The sequence below is a fragment of the Pseudomonas spartinae genome (assembly GCF_965197125.1).
Lineage (GTDB): Bacteria > Pseudomonadota > Gammaproteobacteria > Pseudomonadales > Pseudomonadaceae > Aquipseudomonas > Aquipseudomonas composti_A.
Window position 1 is genome coordinate 148,445 of the sequence record NZ_CBDAMB010000005.1, and the last position, 23,321, is coordinate 171,765.

17 protein-coding genes are annotated in these 23,321 nt (G+C 59.6%); 1 reads left to right on the forward strand and 16 read right to left on the reverse strand.

Annotation, left to right across the window (positions count from 1 at the left end; all coding sequences use genetic code 11):
- Window positions 1-81 precede the first annotated feature (81 nt).
- The 3 genes from ACN8M7_RS13510 to ACN8M7_RS13520 are packed head-to-tail and all read right to left on the reverse strand — an operon-like array spanning window position 82 to window position 2,210.
- Window positions 82-714: a Cap15 family cyclic dinucleotide receptor domain-containing protein gene (locus tag ACN8M7_RS13510; protein WP_490261086.1), complete on the reverse strand. Its 633-nt coding sequence runs from the start codon at window positions 712-714 to the stop codon at window positions 82-84.
- Window positions 714-1,613 (reverse strand): nucleotidyltransferase domain-containing protein, encoded by a 900-nt coding sequence (locus ACN8M7_RS13515; protein ID WP_490261087.1) that lies wholly within the window; start codon window positions 1,611-1,613, stop codon window positions 714-716. The genes ACN8M7_RS13510 and ACN8M7_RS13515 overlap by 1 nt, the downstream gene beginning before the upstream one ends.
- 27 nt (window positions 1,614-1,640) lie before the next feature.
- Window positions 1,641-2,210, reverse strand: a complete 570-nt coding sequence (locus ACN8M7_RS13520) for a hypothetical protein (protein WP_490261088.1) — start codon at window positions 2,208-2,210, stop codon at window positions 1,641-1,643.
- Between the two features lie 727 nt (window positions 2,211-2,937).
- On the opposite strand from ACN8M7_RS13520, the gene ACN8M7_RS13525 reads away from it, so the two are divergent.
- The gene (locus tag ACN8M7_RS13525) at window positions 2,938-3,618 is read left to right on the forward strand and encodes a polysaccharide lyase family 7 protein (RefSeq protein ID WP_490261089.1); all 681 of its coding nucleotides are present in this window, start codon (window positions 2,938-2,940) and stop codon (window positions 3,616-3,618) included.
- Between the two features lie 48 nt (window positions 3,619-3,666).
- Here ACN8M7_RS13525 and ACN8M7_RS13530 read toward each other — a convergent pair whose 3' ends face one another.
- From ACN8M7_RS13530 to ACN8M7_RS13590, 13 genes are all read right to left on the reverse strand, one after another.
- Window positions 3,667-5,136: a right-handed parallel beta-helix repeat-containing protein gene (locus ACN8M7_RS13530; RefSeq protein WP_490261090.1), complete on the reverse strand. Its 1,470-nt coding sequence runs from the start codon at window positions 5,134-5,136 to the stop codon at window positions 3,667-3,669.
- Between the two features lie 14 nt (window positions 5,137-5,150).
- Window positions 5,151-6,254, reverse strand: coding sequence for a polysaccharide lyase (locus ACN8M7_RS13535; RefSeq protein ID WP_037001413.1), 1,104 nt, complete (start codon window positions 6,252-6,254; stop codon window positions 5,151-5,153).
- Window positions 6,245-7,663 (reverse strand): alginate O-acetyltransferase AlgX-related protein, encoded by a 1,419-nt coding sequence (locus tag ACN8M7_RS13540; RefSeq protein WP_490261091.1) that lies wholly within the window; start codon window positions 7,661-7,663, stop codon window positions 6,245-6,247. The genes ACN8M7_RS13535 and ACN8M7_RS13540 overlap by 10 nt, the downstream gene beginning before the upstream one ends.
- A 34-nt stretch (window positions 7,664-7,697) precedes the next feature.
- On the reverse strand, window positions 7,698-8,339 hold the full coding sequence (locus tag ACN8M7_RS13545; protein ID WP_061241573.1) for an alginate O-acetyltransferase AlgF: 642 nt from the start codon (window positions 8,337-8,339) through the stop codon (window positions 7,698-7,700).
- A 30-nt stretch (window positions 8,340-8,369) separates the two neighbouring features.
- Window positions 8,370-9,446 carry an alginate O-acetyltransferase gene (locus ACN8M7_RS13550; protein WP_179527310.1) on the reverse strand — a complete coding sequence of 359 codons (1,077 nt, stop codon included), beginning with the start codon at window positions 9,444-9,446 and terminating at the stop codon, window positions 8,370-8,372.
- A gap of 10 nt (window positions 9,447-9,456) precedes the next feature.
- Entirely contained in the window at window positions 9,457-10,887 is a 1,431-nt protein-coding gene (locus ACN8M7_RS13555) for an MBOAT family O-acyltransferase (protein ID WP_061241569.1), read from the reverse strand.
- Window positions 10,888-10,904: 17 nt separating this feature from the next.
- Window positions 10,905-12,317, reverse strand: coding sequence for an alginate export family protein (locus tag ACN8M7_RS13560; protein WP_490261092.1), 1,413 nt, complete (start codon window positions 12,315-12,317; stop codon window positions 10,905-10,907).
- Entirely contained in the window at window positions 12,314-13,789 is a 1,476-nt protein-coding gene (locus ACN8M7_RS13565) for a sel1 repeat family protein (RefSeq protein ID WP_490261093.1), read from the reverse strand. The genes ACN8M7_RS13560 and ACN8M7_RS13565 overlap by 4 nt, the downstream gene beginning before the upstream one ends.
- A 7-nt stretch (window positions 13,790-13,796) precedes the next feature.
- Window positions 13,797-14,942 (reverse strand): PilZ domain-containing protein, encoded by a 1,146-nt coding sequence (locus ACN8M7_RS13570; protein ID WP_490261094.1) that lies wholly within the window; start codon window positions 14,940-14,942, stop codon window positions 13,797-13,799.
- A gap of 17 nt (window positions 14,943-14,959) precedes the next feature.
- Window positions 14,960-16,480 carry a glycosyltransferase gene (locus ACN8M7_RS13575; protein WP_490261095.1) on the reverse strand — a complete coding sequence of 507 codons (1,521 nt, stop codon included), beginning with the start codon at window positions 16,478-16,480 and terminating at the stop codon, window positions 14,960-14,962.
- Window positions 16,481-16,525: 45 nt separating this feature from the next.
- Window positions 16,526-17,956 carry a mannose-1-phosphate guanylyltransferase/mannose-6-phosphate isomerase gene (locus ACN8M7_RS13580; RefSeq protein ID WP_490261096.1) on the reverse strand — a complete coding sequence of 477 codons (1,431 nt, stop codon included), beginning with the start codon at window positions 17,954-17,956 and terminating at the stop codon, window positions 16,526-16,528.
- Between the two features lie 111 nt (window positions 17,957-18,067).
- Window positions 18,068-19,378: a nucleotide sugar dehydrogenase gene (locus ACN8M7_RS13585; RefSeq protein WP_061241558.1), complete on the reverse strand. Its 1,311-nt coding sequence runs from the start codon at window positions 19,376-19,378 to the stop codon at window positions 18,068-18,070.
- A 796-nt stretch (window positions 19,379-20,174) separates the two neighbouring features.
- Window positions 20,175-23,321 carry an efflux RND transporter permease subunit gene (locus tag ACN8M7_RS13590; RefSeq protein WP_490261097.1) on the reverse strand — a complete coding sequence of 1,049 codons (3,147 nt, stop codon included), beginning with the start codon at window positions 23,319-23,321 and terminating at the stop codon, window positions 20,175-20,177.

The window sequence follows — 23,321 nt, forward strand, 5'->3', positions numbered from 1 at the left end:
GTCTGAAAATAAATCTGTCCCCATTTTCGGTCGACTTCAGGGCGGAAGGAGTGGTTGAAAGTCTAAAGAAATGATAGAACCCTATTTTCCTATTTCGCGCAGAGCTTGGTCGTAGGTGTTGTATAGTTTATTAACACGCCCTGAAAGCTTCATTCCACCCCTAGTAGCTCTGTCAGTCCAATAATGGCCCTCAAGTTCCTCGACTGGAAGGCCATGTATTTCGAGTGAAAAAGAACCATGATGAATTTCACTCTTAACACCTTGCAGTTCGATCCTTGGCTCATTCCTATATACTCCGACAAGCTTAAAAAGATCATCGTCTTCTTGCTGTTCAATACTATGAGCGACAAGAATAGATTTGGATTCTTTAGTCAGCAGTCTTAGGCTTAAGAAGGTCAAAGACTGTCTAATGACCGCATATCCGTAGGTAGGTGGTATCGTTTCCCCTGTTTCCGGATCTTGCCAGTTGCTTTGTAGTTCGACCCTCCATGTGCCTCGTAAATCTGGCCTCTTAACATACCACCCCTTAAATATTTTCCAAGACCACATGTACTTATTGAATATCATTACAAAGAGCATTATGCAGCCAACAACAGTGCTGAACGGTTTAACAAAGTCCCAACTAAGAACCGGCATTCCCTGAAGCCAAAGGGCAAGAAGCCAAACCGAAATCGTAAGAGCAATAAATGATGAAACGTGAAGTCTGGTTGGCATTATTGGTAACCTATGTAATCCCAAGCGTCACTCAAAAACTGATGTGCGCTTTTTCTAGTCCATGGCTGACTCCCCCTAAATAGATACTTTAGCTCGCTAACCTCCCCCCATTCAGAGCAGAGCTCGTCTGATAACGTGTTGTTAAATAACTCCGCAAGAACGGCTCTAATCATCGATTTAAAAGTTTGGTATTGAAAGCAAAGATTTGATGCGTTGAATACTAGACATTCGATGAGAAAGCTAGGTGCATCTTTGGCGGATTGAATGCCAGCTAAAGCCATTTCATTAGAAAGGCTCTTAAGTATGCGCACAGTTCTCTTGTATCTTCTTTGTGTAGCATTGTTTTTTGATACGCCATTATTATAATGCTGCTCGGGCCAGTTTTTTACTCTAGGTGGGTTGTAATCATCCGGTATCATTTCCACTCCAGAGTGATAAAAACCCGTAGTGACATATCTGCGGTGTTCAAAAAAAGCAGCTACATCTGATTCTACGCGGTAAGTATTAGCCTTTATGTCGAATGCTTTACTTCCGCGTCTAACAGAAGACCTTCCAAACCTAGCAATCAGCGCTTCCTCTAATTCGTTCTTGAAAGTGGCATATTCATAGCTTGCAGGGACAACGCTCTTTGCAAGCTCCATCTTCACATTATCATCAGGATAGTCTGGGAAGTATGTATCAAAGCAGAGGACTCCAATATCTACATCACTATCTCTTCTGACATTCACTCTGTTTCTATATGATCCTTGAGTGAATACCCGAATATCTCTATTCTTAAGCTTGTCACTAGCCTGGATTGCTTCCCTTATCTGTCTCTCAGCATTCTCTGCCCTTGCTTGCTCTGTCTGGCTGGGCCCTTGCGACCAGCTAGAGAATACAGATTCCCAATCCCTACTCATGCTATTACTCCGAAACTTATAATTTATCTATCCTGGGTTGATTGCCGATCTTATGTGGGCCGCTAAAGAAGAAGCTAGTTCAATATAAGACTTTGCGTCACTTTCTTTAAGGTTTAGATCTTCCGCATGTGCGGCCTTGTTGCGTAATTGCTTTAATTTGTTAAATGTGTCTAGCTGCTTCCTGTCAATAACCGCACACTGAAATAAGTATTCCCCTAGCTTTGGGTGGGTTCTGAAAGTGGAACTTGGCGGCTCATTCCAAAAAGAGCTTGCAGCGGTTGTTGCCGCAGATTCAACTTCTAGCCAAGCCTCCATAATGGCAGCCCGAGCTGAAAAATCCACCAATTGAAGCAAGTGGTTTTTCTGAGAGTGCTGTGCTGGCTCTTGGTTTTCGATAGGCTGTATTGCATCAGCTACTTCAGCTTTGAGCTCGGCTACCTGCTTGGAAAACTCAAGCTCTAATTCTTTGTACTTTAGTCTCTGGAGGAATGGAATTAACTCTATGAGGGGCTTTTTCAGCATTAGAGCAAAAGCTAAAATCACAGCTGGCCATGCAAGAGAGTCAATTGCTTTGGATAGAAAGGTCAGGCCGTCCATTTTTTTGACTATTCCTTTGGTATGTGGCCAATAAAGGGATTGCATGGATTAAGCACGCAGGCGCTAGAGCGTGATGGCCAAAAGCTAGTCATAGCTGCCTGGCATGTCTAGTAGCACTGTCGAAAAAGTGTCGAAATCAACGGGCGACACAGGGCCGCAGTGGGCAAGAGGGAATGAGGCGGAAGCCCCGACTTTGCTAGCTTTGGGCAACGATGGCCAGCAACGGACACACGCTAAAACGGGTTCAAGAGCTCTATCTTCCCGCCATATCCCCAAATAAGCCCCCTGAAATTCCTGGGGTTTCGAGGCTTTTACTATCTCTCACCGCCTTCTGACGAACTGTCTCTGGTGAAAGCGCGTATCCAACCTCTCCCAGCCGGATAAACAAGCCAGCCGTTGCTGAGGCATCGGTTTGTAGATAGCGCTTGCTACTCCGCTCCCAAAGTCTCGATTCGCTCACATTCCTCGCATTCACTTCGGCCGCGCAAACATGAGGGCTGGGGTGTGTTTGGTCGTCTCTGCAGGCAAGGAATCGTTATGTGGCGAGGCAAAGGGCTGGGCGTTCAGTCGTCATAAGCTTATGGGTCAAAAAAATAGCGCCAAAATAGTGATAGATGGTCGCTAGACTCGAAGATAAGCTTGGTTGCACGCCGGAAGCCGCAGTCGCTCAGGTCGTGGGCCTATCTGGCGAGGCCTGCGATGACCGTTTTATCCATGGAGTTCTGTCATGATCGATCTAGCCACCTGGAACCTGACTATTCCCGTAGGTGTCCCTGCTGCTGTCATCGATACGCCCGTGCTGGCGGGTGGGTATCAGGATGATTACTTTCAGTCCCGCGAGGGGCGGATTTTCTTCTGGGCACCGGCCAATGGCTCTACCACCAGTAATTCGACGTTCCCACGCAGCGAACTGAGGGAAACCTACCCCGACGGCACCTTGCACAACTGGTCCTACACCGCCGCGAATGATGTGCTGAGCGCTACCGTCAGGATCACCCAGGTGCCGGCCAGTGGCATTCTGGCGTTCTCGCAGATTCACTCGAAGCAGGGCACCTCACCAGCGCTGATGCTGGGTTATCAGTATTTGCCGAAGAGTGGTTATGGCAACGTGGTGATCGCGTTCCGCGCGCATCCCGCCGACGCCGATTCGGCGAAGATCGTGCTGGCGAGCAAGATCAAGCTGGATCAGGACTTCAGCTATGAAATCCACCTGGCCAAGAATGGCACGCTGACTATCGGCCTGGTCGAGCCAGGCGGGGCAGTGAGAACCTGGAGCCGTAGTTATAAAAAGGCGTGGGCAAGCCATCCTTTGTATTTCAAGGCTGGGGTCTACACCCTCGACAACAGCGGCAACGAAACCAACGCCGGCGCGGCAAGCTTCAGCCAGCTGCAGGTCGAGCACCGCTAGCCGTCACTTGTGGTTTGGCCAGCGCTGCTTGCTGAGTATGCGGATTGGCTAGTTGTTGCAGACAGGGGCCTGGGCCACTTCGCTGGTGGTCTGGGAAATCTGCAGGTGGCAGTGACGGCGCACTGTGCTGTCGAGTATCTGGCTTTGCAGCGGCAGCAGGTCGCCTATCAGCAGGTTCTGCAGCAGCGGGGTGGCCTTGTAGTGGTTGTCACCCAGAACGGTGTTCTGCATGCCCTCCACTCGGATCATCGCCTTGCCGATGCTCTCCAGCGTATTGCCAGTGATCACGAGCTTACCGGCCGCAGGCTGGGCGTTGCGCAGGCTGATGGCGTATTCGGGAGTCGAGTGGATGCGGTTGTCGATAATCAGCGCGCCACTCAGTTCCGCTGCGTCGATGGCGCTCAGTTTGCTGTTGGCGATCAGGTTGTCCTGGATCAGCAGGCCTGAGCCGTCGCCGATCTGTCGCAGCATCATGCCGTAGCCCTGAGAGGCGCCCAGGCGGTTGCCCTGAATCAGCAGGGCGCCGTTCTGCGCGCTGACTTCGATGGCGCTCTTGCCGGCGTGCAGGATCAGGTTGTTCTGAATGCGCCCGCTACTGCTGCCGCTGACACGCACGCCACTGTTGTTCTTTACGCCGTCGATGCGGTTGTCGGCAATCAGAAAGCGGCTGTTGCCCAGGTCGATGGCATATTGTTGTTGCTTGGTGAACTGGTTGTTACGAACCAGCGCCTGGCTATGGTTCAGCTCCAGCGCGCTGGCCATTTCTTCGAAGCGGCTGTTGTCGATCTGGATCTGGGCAGGGGCGCTATTGGCCGACTGTTGAGAGCTCAGACCGCTGCTGACGCCGCGCGAGAGGTTGGCGTTATAGCCGATCTTGACCAGTTGCGAGTTGTCGATCAGTAGCCGGCTGCCAGCCCAGTTCATGATGAAGGGGCGGGTAGGGCGGTCGGTGGCAGCGGCGCGGCCGTCGCTCCAGCTTTGCAGGCGCGAGTTCTGCACGCGCAGCAAGCCCTGATTGATCAGCGCCGTGCCCGATGGGCCAAACAGGTAGAGGACCTGCTCATCGATCAGCAGCGCGGCATCGTTGGCGATCATCAGCGGGTAGCTGAGCAGGTAGCCATCGTCATGGCGCCTCAGGACCTTGGCGTCGTTCAAGCGTGCCCGCAGTTCTTCCAGGGTGACACTGCCGCCGCGGATGACCACCGCACGCGGGTGCTGCGCCTGATAGCCGGCAATCGCGCGGAACAGACCGTTGTGTACGAAGGGCTCGAAAGGCCAGCTGCCTGCCTGGGCGGAGTACATGGGCTCCAGGCTGACACTGCCGCGCTGCCTGGGAGCCTGGATGTCGAGTACAGGCGGCTGGCTGCGCTGCATGATCAGGGCACTGCTTTGCTGTTGCTGCTGCTGTTGCCACTGTGGGTCGAGGGTGTGCAAGGCTGCCGGGGCGCCAAGGGCTGCCAGGCTGACGGTACAGGTCATCAGCAGCATTACGCGAGATAGAGTCAGTGCCTGTGACATGGCGACATCCTGGGTCAGTTTAGCTGGGGGTAAAGCGGCTTGAGATCGCCGCCAACCTGGCTGTAGTTGTTGATCTCTTCACCCTCTGCCTGGTACAGGCGGCGGCCCCACTGGTGCTGCGGATAGCGGTTGAGGAAGGGCAACAGCCAGACCATCTTGTGCGGGCCGACATCGCTCTGCCGCTCGGTCAGCTCAGGCAAGGTCTTGGGTTCGAGCACGGCGCGGGCGGCGAAATTGGCCAGGCCGGCGAATTTGGCTCGTTCCTGTTCGGTGAGCGGGCGACCGTTGAACTCTGCCGCCTCGACCAGCAGCGTCAGCGGAACCAGTGCGTAATGGCTGTAGTCGGCGGCCAGTCGTCCTCTGGCCACTTCCAGTGGCAGGTACTGATAGTCGCCTGCGCCGGGGGTGAGTTGACTGAATGCTCGGCGCAAGGCGACGTCAGCCCAGGCCAGGCCCTTGTCGTCATCGAGCAGCATGGAGGTGGCGGCGACGGCCCAGGCGGCCCAGTAGTCATGGTTGTTGAAGTAGACGCCGGTGTCGTAGCGGCGTGGTTCGTACTCGGCGACGACCTTGGCGGACAGCTGTTGCAGCCAGCGAGTCTGAACAGCACTGAGTTGGTAGCGCTGGTCGCTCAGCGCCTGCACCTTGAGCAAGGTCGAGGCGATGGCGGCCAGGGCCCACTTGCGCGAGGCGACACCGGTCTTGCTGGCGTCATCGCTGAGCAGGGCCGATTTGCTGGCCCAGGCATCGAGCCACTGATCCAGGCAGGCCAGGGCGATGTTGGCTTCGTTGGCCTTGCGGGTGCGCTGGAAAACCTGGGCGGCCTTGATCAACCCGCCTATGTAGCCCTGTACCTGCTTGCGGATGCGCTGGGTGTCCTTGCTCTGCTGCGCGACCAGGCGACTCTTGCTGGCGTCGCTCTGGTCATACTTGCTGTCTAGTTGCAGGTGGCCGGTATAGGCGGCAGGTGGCGTCTTGGGGCAGCGCTCCTGTCGATAGTCGCCCACCAGCCCTGCAGCCACCGTTGATTGCGGCGCCCAGATCGACTGGGTGGCGTTGGCGCTCAGCGAACCGCAGAGCAATAGCAGCAGGGCTGTCAGGCGGGGGCTTACAGGCATAGCTTGGTCTCGACCTTGAAAGGCTGTTCAACGGTCTGCGTGGGCTCAAGCAGCACCGACAGCAGGTTGGCATCGCGAAACTCCGGAGCACGGCTCAGCTCCAGGTAGTACTGCCCACCGGTGACGATGGCCTCTCGACGGAACCACACTTTGTCGCGGGTGCCGTTGTCGTAGTAGGTGATGATGTAGAAGTTCTTGATGTTGGGGTCGCTGATCCGAATGTCGAGCACGGCATTGCGCCCTTTCAGATCCCGGCGTCCTTCGCCCGTGTTGCTGAGCAGTTCCAGGCGGTCGTTCAGACCCATGCTCGGGCGTTCCAGCTGGGCTTCGAGTACGCTGTCGCCGGCCTTGCAGCCACCGTTCACCGCCGGGATCAGCTGGCGGTAGGTCAGCTCTCCGTCCAGTGGGTAGTTGGCTGGCAGCTCCCAGATGATGAGCTTCGGCGCCTTGTCAGGTGAGTAGTTGCTCGACAGCAGGTATTCCAGCAACGAACCGTCCTGACCGGCGCCCGGCAGCGCGTAGTTGATCAGATCGGTACTCAGGTATTGCTTGAGGAATCCGTCGAAGTTGAACTGCTTGGTTTCGTCTTCACGAGCGGCGGAGTTACTGGTACCGACCAGCACCACTTCAGGGTCGGGTTGCTCCTCGAACAACTGTGCAGCGTCATTGCTTTCCGGCACGGTCTGGTAGCCGGGCACGAATTGATAGCCGAAGTGGTTGCCGCAGATTGCTGACAGCCCGAGGTTCAGCGTGCCGTCCTTGTAAAGCGTCAGGGTCTGCTCGGTGACGTAGTTCTTGCGCGGCAGCTTCGCAAAGACAGGGCTCTGGCGAATGGCCTCGGCGGTTACGCGAGCGGTGGACTCTGCGCCCACGGGCGTCCAGTGGTGGTCGCGGCGGAAGAAGAAGTCCTTCGGCGGGTTTTCCACCAGGGGCATGATGTCAGGCACGATGGCCCCGGCGTCGCGCATCTGCTGCAGGAACCGGCGCAGGTTGCCGCTGGCTTTCTGGTAGTCGAAGCCGTGCGCCTGTCCGGGGAGCAGCTGGGCACGGTGCATCAGGCCACGGGTCGGCTGTACGGCGACCGCGACCTGCGTGCCGTGCTTGGCGAAGGCCTGCATCAGGCGCGCAAATTCCGGCTGCGCGGCGGCTGGAATGCCGAAATTATTGGTCAGGTCGACCTCCGAGCGAAACAGCCAGCGGTCCTTTCCGGGAACGATCTGCTTGAGCGCCTTCATGTTGCCCTCGGCATACTCCTCGGGCGCGCTGAGACGCGGGCAGATCAGGCATTGCAGGTCCTTGCAGCCTTCGGCCTGCTCTGTTGGCGTAACGGCTGGAGTGGCGTGCGCGCCCGCGGCAATCAGGCTGCCGATGGCCAGTAGGAAATAGTGCTTCATGCTCTTGGAGGTCATCGTCCACTCACTTGTTTGACCAGGCCTTCGGGATTCATTCCGTAGGATCGATGCTGTTCGCCAGGGTTATCGCACGGAAGCCGCTACCAGCTGGCAGCAGGGCATAGCTGTAGGAGCGGCCCTTTTTCAAGAACAGCTCGTCGAAGTCGACCAGTTTGGCGTCGCCGGCGTAGGCGGCGAATGCGATTTTCAGCTCGTTGACCATACGGCTGCCGGTCTGGTCGTGCTCGATCGTGTCGACCACGACATGCTGGCCATCCAGGGTCTTGAGTGCTGCCGGCTTGTCGGTGAAGTTGTAGAAGGCGATCTGGGCTTTGCGTGGTTCGTTGACGAACTGGTCGGCAATCAGCAACAGCTGGCCGTCGCGATACACCACCGTGCTGGCGGTATTGGCCTTGAGTTCGCGCTCCAGTACCTGGCCGGCGGCGGCGATGCGCTGCATGCCGGGAGCGACGAAGCGATAGCCACCAAACTGCCCGGCAGTGACGGACTGCGGTTTGTTCTTGCCGCTGAGCGTGACTTCGATATTGCTATCGCTCAGGTTCAGGACCCTGACGAATGCCGAGTTGGCAGGGGCGACCGGGTCGTAGAGGTCGGCGTTGTTGTCCTGGGCGGCCTGGGCGACGGTGGCGCCGAGCAGCAGCAGGGTCAGGACTCGAAGAATGAACATGGGCATACGGATACCTCTTGCTAGTGTCTGGGTATGTCAGGGCGAAGGAATCTGGCGCTGGGCGAGGAGGGTACGCAGGGGGAACTCCCAGATAACCGTTTGCACCTCGTCGCCCGCGGCGGCAGGGCCGGCCAGGAACTCGTTCATGGACTCGAATGGGCCGCGTGCTTCCAGGGCGACCGTCACCAGGTCGCGTTGCAGGGCCTGCTTGAGAAAACCGGCAAAGTTCCAGTCATCGATGCGGGTGTAGCTGGTACCCACCAACGCCAGGGAAATGGCCTCTTCGCCGAACAGGCTGTCATCGAGGCCACCTTTCTCCTGTTTGAGGGTTTCATGCAGCTCGATGTATACCGGCTCGAAATAGCTGGGGGCCAGCCTCGGGTCGAATTTCAGGTAGTTGAGCAGGTCGCCGCTGATCTGTTTTTCGCCAGCGGCCTGGGTGATGTAGGGCGTGTCACCCAAGAGTTCGGGGAATTGCTGGGCCAGGGTCTGCGCCGCCAGTTCGGCGCCTTTCGGGCTCCAGTGGGTGTCGTTGCGCAGGAACAGTGGTTCGGAGGCAGCGACGCTCTGGTAGGTGCTGCGCAGGTCCACCGTGTCGATACCGCGCTCGGCCAGGCGCTGGCGGAAGTGCTGATAGAGGTCGCTGATGGGTTCGCTGGGCACGTAGGTCGAGTGCTCGGCGTAGGTGTCGAGTTTCATCGGCACCGGCAGCATGATCAGGCGCTTGCCCTTCTGCTCCAGCTGTTGATGAATCTTGTCGATCAGTGCCAGCTGCTTGTCCAGGTTCTGCTCCATATCACTGGGCACCAGGTATTCCTGGTTGGTGAACAGCCAGCCATCGCGGCCCAGCACCACGCCACTCGCACCCTCGCGGAAGAGGGCCTGCTGGATATTGGCCCACAGCTCGACCGATGGATCGCGCAGGAACAGACGCTTGTCGTAGAAATGCTCGAACTTGCGAACCAGCTTGCCGTCGAGAAACAGCGACAGGGCTTGTGTCTGGGTGCCGGAGAAGGCAATCACCGCGGGCAACGAGTATAGGAACATGCCGCACAGCAGCACGCAGAACAGGATGCCATTGATCTTGCTGGCCGAGCTCATTACCGGAAACATGTCGGCAACCTCAGAACTGGAAGTACAGGAAAGGGGAGAACGAATTCGCTGCCAGGCGGGTGATCGTCAGCAGGAAGCCGAGCCACAGCAGCAGCGTGCCGAAGCCGCTGACGTGTTGCATGAAGTAGGGTTCCTTGCCCGAGCTGGCGTAATAGCGGATGTTGATCGAGCCGGCAATGACGATCCACAGCAGGGCAATCAGGGTGAAGGTCATGGTCATGGCCGAGGTGCCGAACCAGTAGAGGTCCAGCGAGCCGAAGCCGTTGAGACCGATCAGCGCCTTGTAGATCTCCAGGGCCTGGGGCAGGGCACCGGTAAAGAACAGCGGCATGCAGGATGCCAGGACGAACATGCAGCGGACATTGCGCCAGAAGTTGTAGGGCGTATTGACCTTGGTGGCGATGCCCAACTGTCGTTCTATGACCATGGCTATGCCGAAGAACAGGCCCCAGAAGATGAAGGCGAAGCTCGGCCCGTGCCACAGGCCGGAAAGCACCATGGTGATGACCAGGCCGGTGAGCATGCCGACCAGGCGCTTGCGCACCAGTGGCATGTACACGTAATCGCGCAGGAAGTCGGCCAGGGTCATGTGCCAGCGTTGCCAGAATTCGGTGATGCTCTGCGCGATGTAGGGCTGGTTGAAGTTCTCCGCGAAGCGGAAGCCCATCATCATGCCCAGGCCGATGGCCATGTCGCTGTAGCCGGAGAAGTCGAAGTACAGCTGCAGTGCAGAGATCAGCAGGCCGAACCAGGCGTCCGCCATCTGCAGTTCGCCACCGCCGACGAACAGCGTGTTCATCGGCGCCAGGGAGTCGGCGATCAGCACCTTCTTGATAAAGCCGAGCATGAAGCGGCAGGCACCCAGGGAGAACAGCTCCAGGGAGTGGCTGCGTTGTTTGAGCTGCTTGTCGATCAGGCTGTAGCGCAGGATCGGCCCGGCGATCAGTTGCGGAAACAGGGCGATATAGGCGGCGAAGTCGACGAAACGCTCGGTGGGTTCGGCGTTGCGTCGGTAGATGTCGACGATATAGCTCAGGGCCTGGAACACATAGAAGGAAATGCCCAGCGGCAGGATGATGTGTTCCAGGGTGAAGGTATTGATACCCAGCGGCTCGAGCACCGCGACCAGCACGTCTGCGCCGAAGTTGGCGTACTTGAAATAGCCGAGGGTGGCCAGGTTGCCGATCACGCCGACGGTCAGCAGGCGGAAGGCGATCTTCTTCTCGCCTGCGTCCATGCGCGCCTTGATGCGCAGGCCGAACCAGTAGTTCCAGTAGGAAATCGCCACGAACAGCAACAGAAAGTCAGGGCGCCACCAGGCATAGAACAGGTAGCTGCCGAGCACGATCACGTAGGAACGCCAATGATCTCTGGCCAGGTAGTAGCACAGCAGAAACACCGGCAAAAACAGGAACAGAAAGACATTGGAGGCGAAGATCATGCTGGCGCTGCTCTCGGTCAGTAGGTCAGGGTGATGCCCAGCGTCACCTGGTAGTCATCACCGATTTCCAGTGCGCTACCGGCCCTGAAGTAACTCAGGCTGGTCAGGGTGTTGAGTTGGATGCGCTTGCCGTCGTAAGCCAGCGGGAACATGCGCCAGTAGTGGTTGATATCCATTACCTGGCCCAGGTGCGATGAGCCGGTGTCGCGCACCACGCCCTCGTTGGTGGTACGCAGCGGCAGTTGCGCGGAAGCGTTGCGCAGGCGCAGATCGCTCAGGCGTACGTCCAGCTGGCTGCGGTCGGTCGGCCGGGTTTCCAGACTGACGCCATAGAACGCCAGGTTGCTCAGGTTGACGCTGACCAGGTTGCTGACCAGGCGGCTGCTATAGCTGAACGGATCGTTGCGTCGGTCCGACTGGATGCGGTTGAGGCTGAAGCCGTCGCGGCCACTGTCGTCCGGGCGGTCGGTCAGGCCAGCGGTGAAGCCGACGCGTGGGGTCCAGGGCAGGCTCTCGAAGCGCTTGCCAACGTCGCCAACTACCGCCCAGCCGCGTTTGTCGCTGCGGTCACGCTGACCATTGTTCTGGGTGATGTCCTGCGTGCCGTCGAGCCTGACGACCTCCAACTGGTAGTCGCTGATCAGCGAGGTCAGCTCACGCGTGTCACCGCGCAGAAAGACGCCGTAGCGCAAGCCGTCGAAGTCCTGGCGGTCATCCGGCGAGCTGCCCGAATAATCGTCCTCGTGCAGCAGGCGGGCACCGATCCAGTGATCGGCATGCCAACGCCAGGCGTACTCGGCCATCAGGTAGCGAATGTTCTTGTCTTGCGGGTCGAGGCGGTTGTCGTCGGAGTTGTAGTAGTAGAACTTCTCGGCGATGGCGACGAAGCCGCTGGCGAAACTGTCGTTGTAGTCCAGACGCAGGGCTTCGATGCTGTCGTCCCACCAGATGCCGAAACGATCACTGAAGCGCTGACGCCCGAAGGTGGCGGAGAAACGTGGGTCGTCGCCCAGCAGGTTACGGCGTATGTAGAACTCGCGGGCCTCGCTGTATGCATGACGGCGGCGGCTCAGGTTCTCGTCGTTGCCCTCGTTGTCCTGCAGGGCGTTCGGATCGGTGTCGTAGTTCAGCCACAGGCGGCCGAAGGCTTCCCACTTGGCCCAGCGCTGCTCGGGCGAGAACCAGCGGTAGGACGGTTCGTAGCGCAGGCTGAAGAAGGTGCGACGATCTTCGCCAAGGCGGGTCTCGTCGGGGCCGTAGCCGGTGCGCATGAAGACCTTGTGGGTCAGCAGCGAGGTGACCGGTTCGAGCTCGGGTGACAGGGTGCTGGCTGCCACCGGCTGATTCTCGACTTCCTCGGCTTGCGCCAGGACGGGAGGCAGGCAAGCGATCAGCAGTGCGGCGCAGCGCAGGGTATTGGGGCGGATCACAGGGCGAACTCCTCGATGAGACGATTACCGTCACGGGTGGCGGTGGTGCGTTGCTCGGGTGTGAGCCTGGAGCCAAGTGCCTCCACCAGCGCCGCAGCGCGTTGATCGCCCAGTTCCTGGGCGGCGAAAGCAAAGGTGTAGGCCTTGGCGTTGTCACGGCAGATGGCGCGGCCGTAGGTGTAGAGGCGGGCAATGCGCATCAGCGCATTGATCGAACCGGCCTTGGCTTCCTGCAGGTACAAGGCCAGGGCGCGTTCCTGATCGGGTTCATTCAGGACGCCCTGGCTGTACATGTCGCCTTCGAGCAGGGTGGCTTCGGGGTAGTGCTCGGCCTGCAGCTCGGCGATCAGGCGCTGGCTCAGGTGCGGGTCGAGGGTGCGCCAGAGCACCATGTGCAGCCTGGCACGCAGTGCCTTGATGTTTTGCTCGGTGATGGGCTGTTCACGCTCGGCCATGCTCAGGCTGAGGTTCTGCCCCCGGCGCTGTTCCAGGCGCTGGACGAGGTCGACGACCGGCTCCGGGCCGTAGCGGTCCGGGGCGGTCATCAGGAAGTTGGCCTTGCTCATCATTGCCGGGCCGAAGTCCCGGGCGATGGCGTTGTCCAGCCACAGCAATACTTCACGGTCGAGCTGTTCGACGAGGCTGGCGTGCGCCTGGGCTTTCAGCTCGCGGGCCTGTTTTTCTTCGTCGGTCTGCGCGCGTGATTGCGGGCGGCTGTTGTTGTAGGCGCTGATCTCGGCGTTACGTATTTCCGTCAGCTGCTGGGCGATGCGCTGCACCAGATCGACCGGCAGCGTATCCATGCGCGGCGTCAGTTGTTCGGCGAAGGCGCGGAAACGCTCGTTACGCGCCTCACCGAGGAAGTCGTAGTAGCGGTAGACGGCGCGCGGGTCGTTTTCGACTGCCAGCCGGAACCATTTGTCCGCCGCTTCCGTGTCCCCGGCGCGTGCCGCCGCGACTGCGCGATAGAGCGGTGCGTGGCAGTACACCAGGCAGGCGCGGTCATAGAGCTCGATCAACTGCGCGACTTCCGCCTCGCTGAACAGGTCGGGAAAGACCAGAAACACTTCCAGACGGGTGTCGACGTTGACGAAGTCGCGTCCAGCCGTGAAACGTTGCAGCGCCTGGCGCATGTAGGCGCGGTTGGCCTGCTGCCAGCGCGGCTTGTAGTCCACCAGGCGTGCCAGTGGCACCAGGGCGCCGATGTCTCCGCGGCCATCGGCGAACGCCTGCTTGAACAACTCGATGGCGCGCGCGGCGTTTGCCGGGCTGCGGCCGGCCAGTACTTCACCGAGCAGCCGCGTCGCGCCCAGGTCGCCGCGTGCGGCCAGGGCCCGCAGATCCTCTTCGACTGCTGCCTGGTTGTCCTGGAACAGCGCGTAGCGAATCTGATCGAGGCTGCGGGCCGCGTGCGCCTGGCTGGCGATCGCCAGCGACAGGGCAGTGGTACAAAGGAGGGATCTGAGCGACATGGTGACCTCAGAATGTCCAGCGCAGAGGCAGGCCGAGTTTGAACTCGACAGCGGCTGGCAACTGATAGTCGCTGAGCGGCAGTTGGCGATCCGGCTTGATGGTCAGTTCGACCATCTGCCGTTGATCATCTACGCGGCTGGAGACGATCTCGCCGGAGAGGGTCTCGTCGCTGCCCAGTACGCGCATTTCGACGGCACGAACCCGCTCGAGCTTGTCCATGCGATCAAACGGGACGCTGGCCTTGATGTTCAAGGGCTGGTCTTTTGGAAGCAGGTGTACCAGCTCCTGCTGTTTGTAGGCGAAGCCGTCCAGACGCGGGGCCGGGAAGTACAGGCTGCAATCACAGGGGCTGGCGATTACGGTTTCTACCGTCACGCGGCCGAGCAGGGCGGCAGCGTCCTGATCACTGAGGTTGGCCATCGCGGCAATGTCGGCTGGGCTGGTGAGGCTGCTGGCCAGTTGCGTGGAGACGCTGGCCAGAGGTTGGCCGACGCTGACGCTGGTCTGACCGGGGTCGATCAGATAACGCAGGTTGCCGTTCTCCGGCATGCTGATGATATAGGCGTTGGCGCTGACGACCGCTTGTGCGGCAGGCATCTGGAAGAACAGCAGGTAGCTCTTGTAAACGATCAGGGCCAGCGCAGCGGCACCGGCGCAGAAGAACAACAACGAGCCGAGGGCCGCTTTCAGGCGCTCACCGGCCGTACGCGCATTGGCCTGCTTGGTCTTGCGCTCCTTGATGTAGTTCTCGCGCTGCATCACGTTGAACAGGCCATTGATGTCGGCAATGTCGCCGGACATGTAGGCGGAGATGATGTAGCGCAGGATGTCGCGCTTCTGCCGGTCGAGCTCGACGAACTCGGCGCCGACTTCACGACCTCGCTGCGAGACGATCTTCAGCTTGGTATCGATGTTCAGGTCGACCGTGTGCAGCTTCAGCTTGATCGAGCCATTGAACAGGCTGCCGATCTTCAGCGGTTGATCCAACAGCAGGCCGATCCCGCCCAGGGAGATATCCTGGATCTCGCATTCCATATCCTTGACGCCGCCACCTTGCAGGACCAGGCGGGCAGGGATCTTGGCGCGAACGAACTGGCGTTCATCGATCGCTTCATGAACAACGTTTGTAGGGAGGACAGTAGTGCTACTCATGGCATTCGCGCCTTCGCTTATGGTTGCGTGAGTTCCAACAGGACCGAGATGACCCCGAAGAAAATGGCAATGGAGGAAAACAACATGGTTTTCGACGTCCAGCGGTTGAGTGCCGCATCGAAGCTCACGTTGCCGTTACTGATCGTGGTCTTCTGTCGTGTCCAGCTTTGCTGGTCCATGTGGAACATGGTGTAAACCTTCATCACCGAGCCGACGATCTGGTTGTAATAAAGAACAAATGGATACATTGGATCGACCGGGTGTTTGGTGAAGAAGAACAACAGCGTCACCAGGGTGCGCGACAGCAGTACCCAGAACAGGTAGATCAACAGGTACTGAATGCCGAACAGCATGCCGGCCACCACCGAGGCGCTCAGGCCCATCAGGCAGGTCCACATGGACACGCGCTGGTCGTAAAGCACGTACATGGTGAACATGCCGAGGCGGTCGAGGCCCAGCAGGCGCGTCGCACGGAAGTTCTGCCGCAGCGAGTTGCCGTACCAGCGGTACATCAGTTGCCGCGTGGCACGCAGGAAGCTGTTGTCTGGTGGATGCTCGACGGTCAGGGTATGGCTGTCCGGTACGTAGAAGGTGTCCCAGCCGGCACGCATCAGGCTGAACCAGGAGGACTTGTCGTCGCCGGTGAGAAACTGGAAGCGGCCAAGACGCCAGTGGTCGAGGAAGTCAGCTTCGACGTCCTTGATGAAGGCCGGGTCGGTCATCACGCTGGCGCGGAAGAACGACAGGCGCCCGGTCATGGTCAGCACGCGTTTGCTCAGTGCCATCGAGCACATGTTGATGTGCCGCTGGACGAAACGCATGGTGTGCCATTCCTGCATCAGCTTGCTGCCTTCCACCTCGCAGAACTCGTTGGTGGTAATCCCGCCAACGCTGGGCAGATAGGCGAACAGGGTGACGGCGCGTTCCACGCAGCCTGGCAACATCATGGTGTCGCCGTCGACGACGCCGACCACGGAATTTTCCAGCGGCATCTGCCGTGACAGGGCGCGGAAGGCGTGTGCCAGGCCATCACGTTTGCCAGTACCGCGGGCGCGCACGATGATCAGCTTGATGTCATCGCGATCACGTACCTCCTGGCGCATGATGTCCTTGATGAAGTTCTCGTCTCCCTTCTCCACGATCGACGCGATGATGGTGCAGGGCACCGGCATGCGCTGCACTTCCTGGAACACCGACTGGTAGACCTTGAAGGTGGTGTGCGTCGGAATGCGGAAGCTGGTCACCACCATGAACATGTGCTCGGGCAGGGCGGCGTCGCCCATGCGTTCGACGGCCTTGCGCATGCGCGGGAACCGCCAGTGCAAGAAGTACATGCCGCGCAGGTAGTGGGTCGCTGCGTTGCCATAGCGCCACATGCCCAGAGCACCGATCAGAAAGATGAACTTCTGACTCGACGGGTCCAGGTAGCTGGGGTCGACCATCTCCGAGGCGAGTGCAATCAGTGCGAACAGGCAGAGCCAACCGCACAGTTTGACGAAGCCTGGTGAGGCCAAAGGTGCTGTAAAAAGCCTGAGCATGGGCGTGCTTCCTCCATTGAAGCCTTGTGGGCACGTCTAGCCGGGTTAGCTGATCGTCACGTCGCCGGTGCGGCCGTAGACATCCTCGAAACGCTCGATATCGTCTTCACCCAGGTAGCTACCTGACTGGACCTCGATGATTTCCAGGGGAATCTTGCCGGGGTTGGCCAGGCGGTGAACGGCGGCGATGGGGATGTAGGTCGACTGATTTTCCCAGAGCAGGAACGTCTTGTCGTCGCAGGTCACACGGGCCGTGCCGGATACCACGATCCAGTGTTCGGCGCGGTGATGGTGTTTTTGCAGGGACAGGCTGGCGCCCGGTTTCACGACGATGCGTTTGACCTGGAAGCGATTGCCACTGTCGATCGAGTCGTAGCTGCCCCAGGGGCGATACACCTGACAGTGGTTGTCCGCTTCGCTGCGACCCTTGCTGGTCAGGTTGTTGACCAGTTGTTTGACGTCCTGCACGCGATCCTTGTGCGCGACCATGACGGCGTCCTTGGTCTCCACGACTACCACATCGTCCAGGCCGACCAGGGTCACCAGTTTGCTCTGGCTGTGCGCCAGGCAATTGCGGCTATCGTGCAGGATCACGTCGCCGGACTGGCTGTTGCCGTTGCTGTCCTTGTCTTGCACGTCCCATAGCGCAGACCACGAGCCGACGTCGTTCCAGCCAGCGGCAAGTGGCACCACGCAGGCCCGGTCGGTTTTCTCCATCACGGCGTAGTCGATGGAGTTGTCAGGGCAGCACTCGAAAGCGCTCGGGTCGATGCGGATGAACTCCAAGTCCCGCGTGCTACGGCTCAGGGCCAGCTGGCAGGTGTCATAGATGTCCGGATCGTGACGCTGCAGCTCCTCCAGGTAGCGGCTGCAGCGGAACAGAAACATGCCGCTGTTCCAGACATAGTCGCCTTGCGCAACGAATTCACTGGCCGTCGCCAGGTCGGGCTTCTCCACGAATGCCTCGACCGAGAGGACGCCAGCCGGCAGGCCTTCAGCGTCGTGGCCGGTCTTTATATAGCCATAGCCAGTCTCCGGCCGTTCAGCCGGTACACCGAACAGCACCATCGCGCCCTCTAGCGCAGCCTTGCGAGCTATACCCAGAGCCTGGTGGAACACCGACACGTCTTCGATCACGTGGTCGGCTGGCAGGACCAGCAACAGTTCGTCGCGACCTTCGGCCAGCAGATGCATGGCGGCGATCGCCACTGCGGGGGCAGTGTTGCGGCCGAATGGTTCGAGCAGGATGGTCTGCGCGGCCTGATCGATGCTCGCGAGCTGTTCGCTGACGATGAAACGGTGATCTTCGTTGCACACCACGATGGGCTTGCTCATGCCCTCGATCGCCAGGCGCCCGAGGGTCTGCTGGAGCATCGTCTCGCCTCCGGTCAGGGCGAGAAACTGCTTGGGATACTGCTTGCGTGACAGGGGCCACAGGCGAGAGCCGCTGCCGCCAGACAAAATCAGAGGGATCATGGTGTCGCTCCTTGCAATCATCGATTCAGGGCTGTTGGCAGGAAACCGGCAGGCGCCGTAACCAGTCGAGCGGCACCGAGAAGTGCCGCCTACGTTGTTGTTAGCTTTTGCTTACCAGCAAATGCCTTCCTGGTTCGCCTGGGTGGCGTGCTCCATGAAACCGATCAGATCGACGATCTGCTTGTCCTTTCCAATGTTCTTCACCACCTCGGCGAAGCGTGGTTCGGCGTTGCCGATGATCACGACGTCGGAGGCCGCTACAACCTCGTCCAGCTCCTTGCACAGCAGCGAGGAGACGTGCGGGATCTTCGATTCGATGTATTCCTTGTTGGCGCCGAACACGCGGGCGTATTCAACGTTGCTGTCGAAGATCCTCAGCTCGTAACCCTTGCCGATGAGCATTTCGGCCAGCTCTACCAGCGGACTTTCACGCAGGTCATCGGTACCGGCTTTGAAGCTCAGGCCCAGCAGGCCGATACGGCGCTTGTCGTAGCCAGCGACGATGTCGAAGGCTCTTTTCACCTGGGCTGCGTTGCTGCGCATCAGCGAGCCGATCAGCGGCGCTTCGACGTCGAGGCTGCCAGCGCGGTAGGAGAGAGCGCGCACATCCTTGGGCAGGCAGGAGCCGCCGAAGGCGAAGCCGGGCTTCATGTAGTACTTGGACAGGTTGAGTTTGTGATCCTGGCAGATCACGTCCATCACTTCGCGGCCATCGACGCCGACGGCCTTGGCGATGTTGCCAATCTCGTTGGCGAAAGTGACCTTAGCGGCATGCCACACGTTGCAGGTGTACTTGATCATCTCGGCGACTTCGATCGACTTGCGGATGATCGGGGCGTCGAGTTCGCTGTACAGCTCCTGAAGCAGGTCGCCGGACTGTTCATCCAGTTCGCCGATTACGGTCATCGCCGGGAAGTCGTAGTCCTTGATCGCAGTACTTTCGCGCAGGAATTCGGGGTTGGTGGCCACGCCGAAATCGATGCCGGCTTTCTTGCCGGATGCCGCTTCGATCAGTGGAATCACGACATTCTTTACCGTGCCAGGCAACACCGTACTGCGCACGACGATGGTGTGACGTTCCTGCTTCTCACGCAGGGCGGTGCCGATCTGCTGGCACACCGATTCCATGTAGCCGAGGTCCAGATCGCCATTGCGCTTGCTCGGTGTACCGACGGCAATGAACGAGAGTTCGCTGGCCAGAACGGCTGCGCTGACGTCAGTGGTGCCGCGCAGCAGCTTGGAACGTACGCCAGCGTCGAGCAGTTCAGCCAGGCCGGGTTCGACGATTGGCGATTTGCCCTGGTTGATCAAGTCGATCTTGGTCTGAGAAACGTCGACCCCAATGACCTCGTGGCCACGGGCCGACAAACACCCGGCGCAAACAGCGCCTACATAACCCAATCCAAAGATGCTGATTCTCATGGTTCCATATCTCGCAGTAGTTGAGTCGGTCTATTTCAAAAGTGCTGACCAACATCCGTGTTCATGATCGCACCGATAAGATTGCAGGCTAATTACTGCAATATTACGTCGGGGGGATCTGAGATGGCGCGGATACTAAGTTGGCTGTTAGGGCATTTCAAGCAAAACCTGAACCAAACTTTTAGTTGTTTTTTAATTCGGCGATTTTTTGTTATTTTTATAATAAAAACAATAACTTATATTTCGATCTTTTTTGGGCGTCAAAAAACAGTCTCGTTATTTCATGTTGTTTTTATGGCGCCATAAAAACAACATCTCTCCGTGCATGCTTGTGTGGCGTGCGTTTTCGGTTTTGCTCGAAAGTTGTGCGAAACATGCTCTGTGACGTTAGTGCTAAGTTGCGGAGTGTTACGCGGTAGATGCTTTATTGGGGTTGGCGCGTGCTGCAGTACGGCGAGGAGCTTCTTGCTATGTGAAGGGCACCACGTAATTGCTGCTTGGCACAATGCCACTGCCTGATCTACTCTCCGGGTACCGGGCTAACGAAGTGGCCAACAGGCAGGATGCCGACCCCATACACTTCGTTAGCTCGGTCTTCATTGCCTTCGCTGGTCTGCGAGGCGAGTGAAATACAAGGCCCTCACGCAGAGGGCTTTGTCGTTTCTGCAGGGCGCTGTGCGCCCGCTGCCTGTAAATAGCATCCCTGCTGCCTTTCCATCCCCGCCCTTGGTCGTCATTGCTGAGTAGTCTAGATGATGTATGGCATTTTGCCATATCCCCCTCTCGGGAGGCCGTTTCAGTCGGTGCTTTGCCGCCGCACCGCGTTCGGGCGAGGGGGCATGAGGTGTTCCGGCAGGTCGAGCAGGTCGGTGTCGTAGGTCTCCAGTGGCGGTGGGCGGCGCTCGAAGCGAGCACCGAGTACCAGCATGCAGGGCGTAAGCAGCAGGGTCAGTACGGTGGCGAAGGCCAGGCCGCCGGCGATGGCGCTGGACAGTTGGGTCCACCACTGCGTCGAGGGTGCGCCGAAGCCGAGGCTGGGGCTGATCAGGTCGACATTGACGCTGAGTACCATTGGCATCAGGCCGAGGATGGTGGTCACCGCGGTCAGCAGCACCGGACGCAAGCGCAGGCTGCCGGTTTCCAGCGCGGCTTCGCGTGGCTCCAGGCCCTGGCGGCGCAGTTGGTTATAGGTGTCGATCAGAATGATGTTGTTGTTGACCACGATGCCGGCCAGGGCGATCAGACCCATGCCGACCATGACGATGCCGAACGACTGGCCGTTGACCAGCAAGCCGATCAACACCCCGGCAGTGGAAAGGACGATGGCCGACAGCACCAGCGCAGCCTGGTAGAGGCTGTTGAACTGGGTCACCAGGATGATCGCCATGAGGAAGATGGCGACGGCGAAGGCCGTCATCAGGAAGGTGGCCGCCTCGCGCTGGTCAGCATCTTCACCTGCGAATGTCACCTTGACCTCGGCCGGCACTTCGCCGAGCGCTTCACGCAATGCCTTGAGGCGTTCATCCAGGCGCGCACCTTCGGCCAAGTCTGCCTGCAGGGTGATGGTGCGATCCCCGTCGACGCGGCGCAGGGTGCCGACCTTGGGCGCCGGCTGCAGGTCGACGAAGTTGCTCAGAGGCACCTGGCCCGCCGGCGTGTTCAGCGTCAGGCGGCCGAGCTGGTCGAGCGAGCGCCAGTTGCCAGGCAGACGCACGCGAATGTCGACTTCGTCGGTGGCATCTTCCGGGCGGTAGGTGGCCAGCTTCAGGCCATTGGTGATCATCTGTACCGCGTTGCCGACGCTGAGCACGTCGGCGCCGAAGCGCGCGGCGGCCTCGCGGTCGACCTTGATCCGCCATTCGATGCCGGGCAGGGCGCGGTCGTCTTCTATATCGACGAAACCACCGAGCTTGTGCATTTCCCCGCGAATACGCTCGACCCACGCTTCGCCCTGTGCCGGATCCAGCGCACTGATCTGCAGCTTCACCGGTTTGCCATCGGTGGGGCCTTGTTCCTGTTGGCGAAATTCCAGTATCACCCCGGGGATTCCGGCGGTGCGCTGGCTCATGTCGGCAAGAATCTCCTTGGCGGGGCGGCGCTGGTGCCAGTCGACGAACTGGAACTGCAAGGTGCCGATCACATCGGCGCCGAGCTGGCCTTCCGGCTGCGCCAGGGAGCGGGCATACAGCGCTTTGACCTCGCGCATGCCAAGCACCTGCTTCTCGACCTGTTTGAGCAGGGCGTCCTTCTCCTGCACTGACAGATCGCCGCGTGCGCGCAGCCAGATCTGCGCGCTTTCCGGTTCGACGTCGGGGAAGAACTCCACGCCATGGTTGAAGCGCCCGTAGCCGACGTAAATCAGCGCAACCAACGCGAGCATGCCGAGCAGCGTGAGGCCGGGACGCTTGAGCAGGGTTTCCAGCAACTGGCGATAGAGGCTGCCCGCGAGGTGAGTAGACGGCGCGCGCGGTCGGGCCTGGCCGCCCGTGACGGCGCCGAGCACCGGCAGGAACACCAGCGCCATGGCCAGTGAGGCCAGCAGGCAGATGATCACCGTGGCCGGCAGGTACTTCATGAACTGACCGACCACGCCAGGCCAGAACAGCAATGGCAGGAACACCACCAGGGTGGTGGCGGTGGAGGCGATCACCGGCCAGGCCATGCGCGTGGCGGCGTTGGCCCAGGCCTGACGCGGCGTCTGTCCCTGCTGCAGGTAGCGGTCGGCCAGCTCGGAGACGACGATGGCGCCGTCGACCAGCATGCCGGCCACCAGAATCAGGCTGAACAGCACGACGATATTGAGGGTGAAGCCGAGCATCCAGATCAGCAGAATGCCGCTGAGGAAGGCGCCGGGAATGGTCAGCCCGACCAGCAGTGCCGAGCGCATGCCCATGCTCGCCACCACCAGAATCAACACCAGGACGATGGCGGTCAGCACGTTGTTGAGGAGGTCGCCGAGCATGCTCTGCACCTCCTGCGACTGGTCCATGATGTAGCTGACTTCCACGCCCGGCGGCAGCAGGGGCGCCGCCTGCGCCATCAGCGCCTTGACCTGATCGATGGTCTCGATGATGTTGGCGCCGCTGCGCTTGGCCACCTCCAGCACGATGGCCGGCTGGCCGTTGATGCGGGCGAAACCGGTCGGGTCCTTGAAGGTACGGTGGATGGTGGCGACGTCGGCGAAGGTGACCACGCTGTCACCGACCACCTTGATCGGCATGTTCATCACGTCTTCGAGGTTTTCGATGACGCCGGGCACCTTCATGCTCATGCGGCCGGCACCGGTATCCAGGCTGCCGGCAGCGACCAGGCGGTTGTTGCGACTGACCAGGTTGAACAGTTCGTTGTAATCGATCCCGTAGCTGTCGAGCACCTGCGGGTCGACGACGATCTCCAGCAGGTCCTCGCGGTCACCGCCGATTTCCACCGACAGCACTTCGGCGATGCCTTCGATGTTCTCCTTCAGGCGCCTGGCGATGTACACCAGTTCGGTTTCGGCAATCGGTCCGGACAGCCCCACCGACAGCACCGGAAACAGCGCCACGTTGACTTCGGTGACCGTAGGCTCGTCCGCTTCCTCTGGTAGCTTGCTGCGAGCGGTGTCGACTTTCTCGCGTACATCGGCCAGCGCCACCTTGGCATCGAAGCCTGCGTCGAACTCCAGCGTCACCGACGCATGGCCCTCGCTGGACACCGAGCGCATTTCCTTGACGCCCTCCAGGCTGCGCAGCTCCTGCTCCAGCGGGCGCACCAGCAGGCGTTCGCCATCTTCCGGGCTGATGCCTTCAAGGGTGACCGAGACGTAGATCATCGGGATGGCGACGTCCGGGTTGGACTCCTTGGGCATGGCGATATAGGCCACCAGTCCGCCGCAAAGCAGAAACAGCAGGATCAGGATGGTGGTGCGGCTGCGGTCGAGAGCGGCAGCGATCAGTGCGTGCAT

What these genes read in the sequence shown, in the direction of transcription:
- ACN8M7_RS13510 (WP_490261086.1), bottom strand. Translation starts at nt 714, where the DNA reads ATGCCAACCAGACTTCACGTTTCATCATTTATTGCTCTTACGATTTCG.
- ACN8M7_RS13515 (WP_490261087.1), bottom strand. Translation starts at nt 1,613, where the DNA reads ATGAGTAGGGATTGGGAATCTGTATTCTCTAGCTGGTCGCAAGGGCCC.
- ACN8M7_RS13520 (WP_490261088.1), bottom strand. Translation starts at nt 2,210, where the DNA reads ATGGACGGCCTGACCTTTCTATCCAAAGCAATTGACTCTCTTGCATGG.
- ACN8M7_RS13525 (WP_490261089.1), top strand. Translation starts at nt 2,938, where the DNA reads ATGATCGATCTAGCCACCTGGAACCTGACTATTCCCGTAGGTGTCCCT.
- ACN8M7_RS13530 (WP_490261090.1), bottom strand. Translation starts at nt 5,136, where the DNA reads ATGTCACAGGCACTGACTCTATCTCGCGTAATGCTGCTGATGACCTGT.
- ACN8M7_RS13535 (WP_037001413.1), bottom strand. Translation starts at nt 6,254, where the DNA reads ATGCCTGTAAGCCCCCGCCTGACAGCCCTGCTGCTATTGCTCTGCGGT.
- ACN8M7_RS13540 (WP_490261091.1), bottom strand. Translation starts at nt 7,663, where the DNA reads ATGACCTCCAAGAGCATGAAGCACTATTTCCTACTGGCCATCGGCAGC.
- ACN8M7_RS13545 (WP_061241573.1), bottom strand. Translation starts at nt 8,339, where the DNA reads ATGCCCATGTTCATTCTTCGAGTCCTGACCCTGCTGCTGCTCGGCGCC.
- ACN8M7_RS13550 (WP_179527310.1), bottom strand. Translation starts at nt 9,446, where the DNA reads ATGTTTCCGGTAATGAGCTCGGCCAGCAAGATCAATGGCATCCTGTTC.
- ACN8M7_RS13555 (WP_061241569.1), bottom strand. Translation starts at nt 10,887, where the DNA reads ATGATCTTCGCCTCCAATGTCTTTCTGTTCCTGTTTTTGCCGGTGTTT.
- ACN8M7_RS13565 (WP_490261093.1), bottom strand. Translation starts at nt 13,789, where the DNA reads ATGTCGCTCAGATCCCTCCTTTGTACCACTGCCCTGTCGCTGGCGATC.
- ACN8M7_RS13570 (WP_490261094.1), bottom strand. Translation starts at nt 14,942, where the DNA reads ATGAGTAGCACTACTGTCCTCCCTACAAACGTTGTTCATGAAGCGATC.
- ACN8M7_RS13575 (WP_490261095.1), bottom strand. Translation starts at nt 16,480, where the DNA reads ATGCTCAGGCTTTTTACAGCACCTTTGGCCTCACCAGGCTTCGTCAAA.
- ACN8M7_RS13580 (WP_490261096.1), bottom strand. Translation starts at nt 17,956, where the DNA reads ATGATCCCTCTGATTTTGTCTGGCGGCAGCGGCTCTCGCCTGTGGCCC.
- ACN8M7_RS13585 (WP_061241558.1), bottom strand. Translation starts at nt 19,378, where the DNA reads ATGAGAATCAGCATCTTTGGATTGGGTTATGTAGGCGCTGTTTGCGCC.
- ACN8M7_RS13590 (WP_490261097.1), bottom strand. Translation starts at nt 23,321, where the DNA reads ATGCACGCACTGATCGCTGCCGCTCTCGACCGCAGCCGCACCACCATC.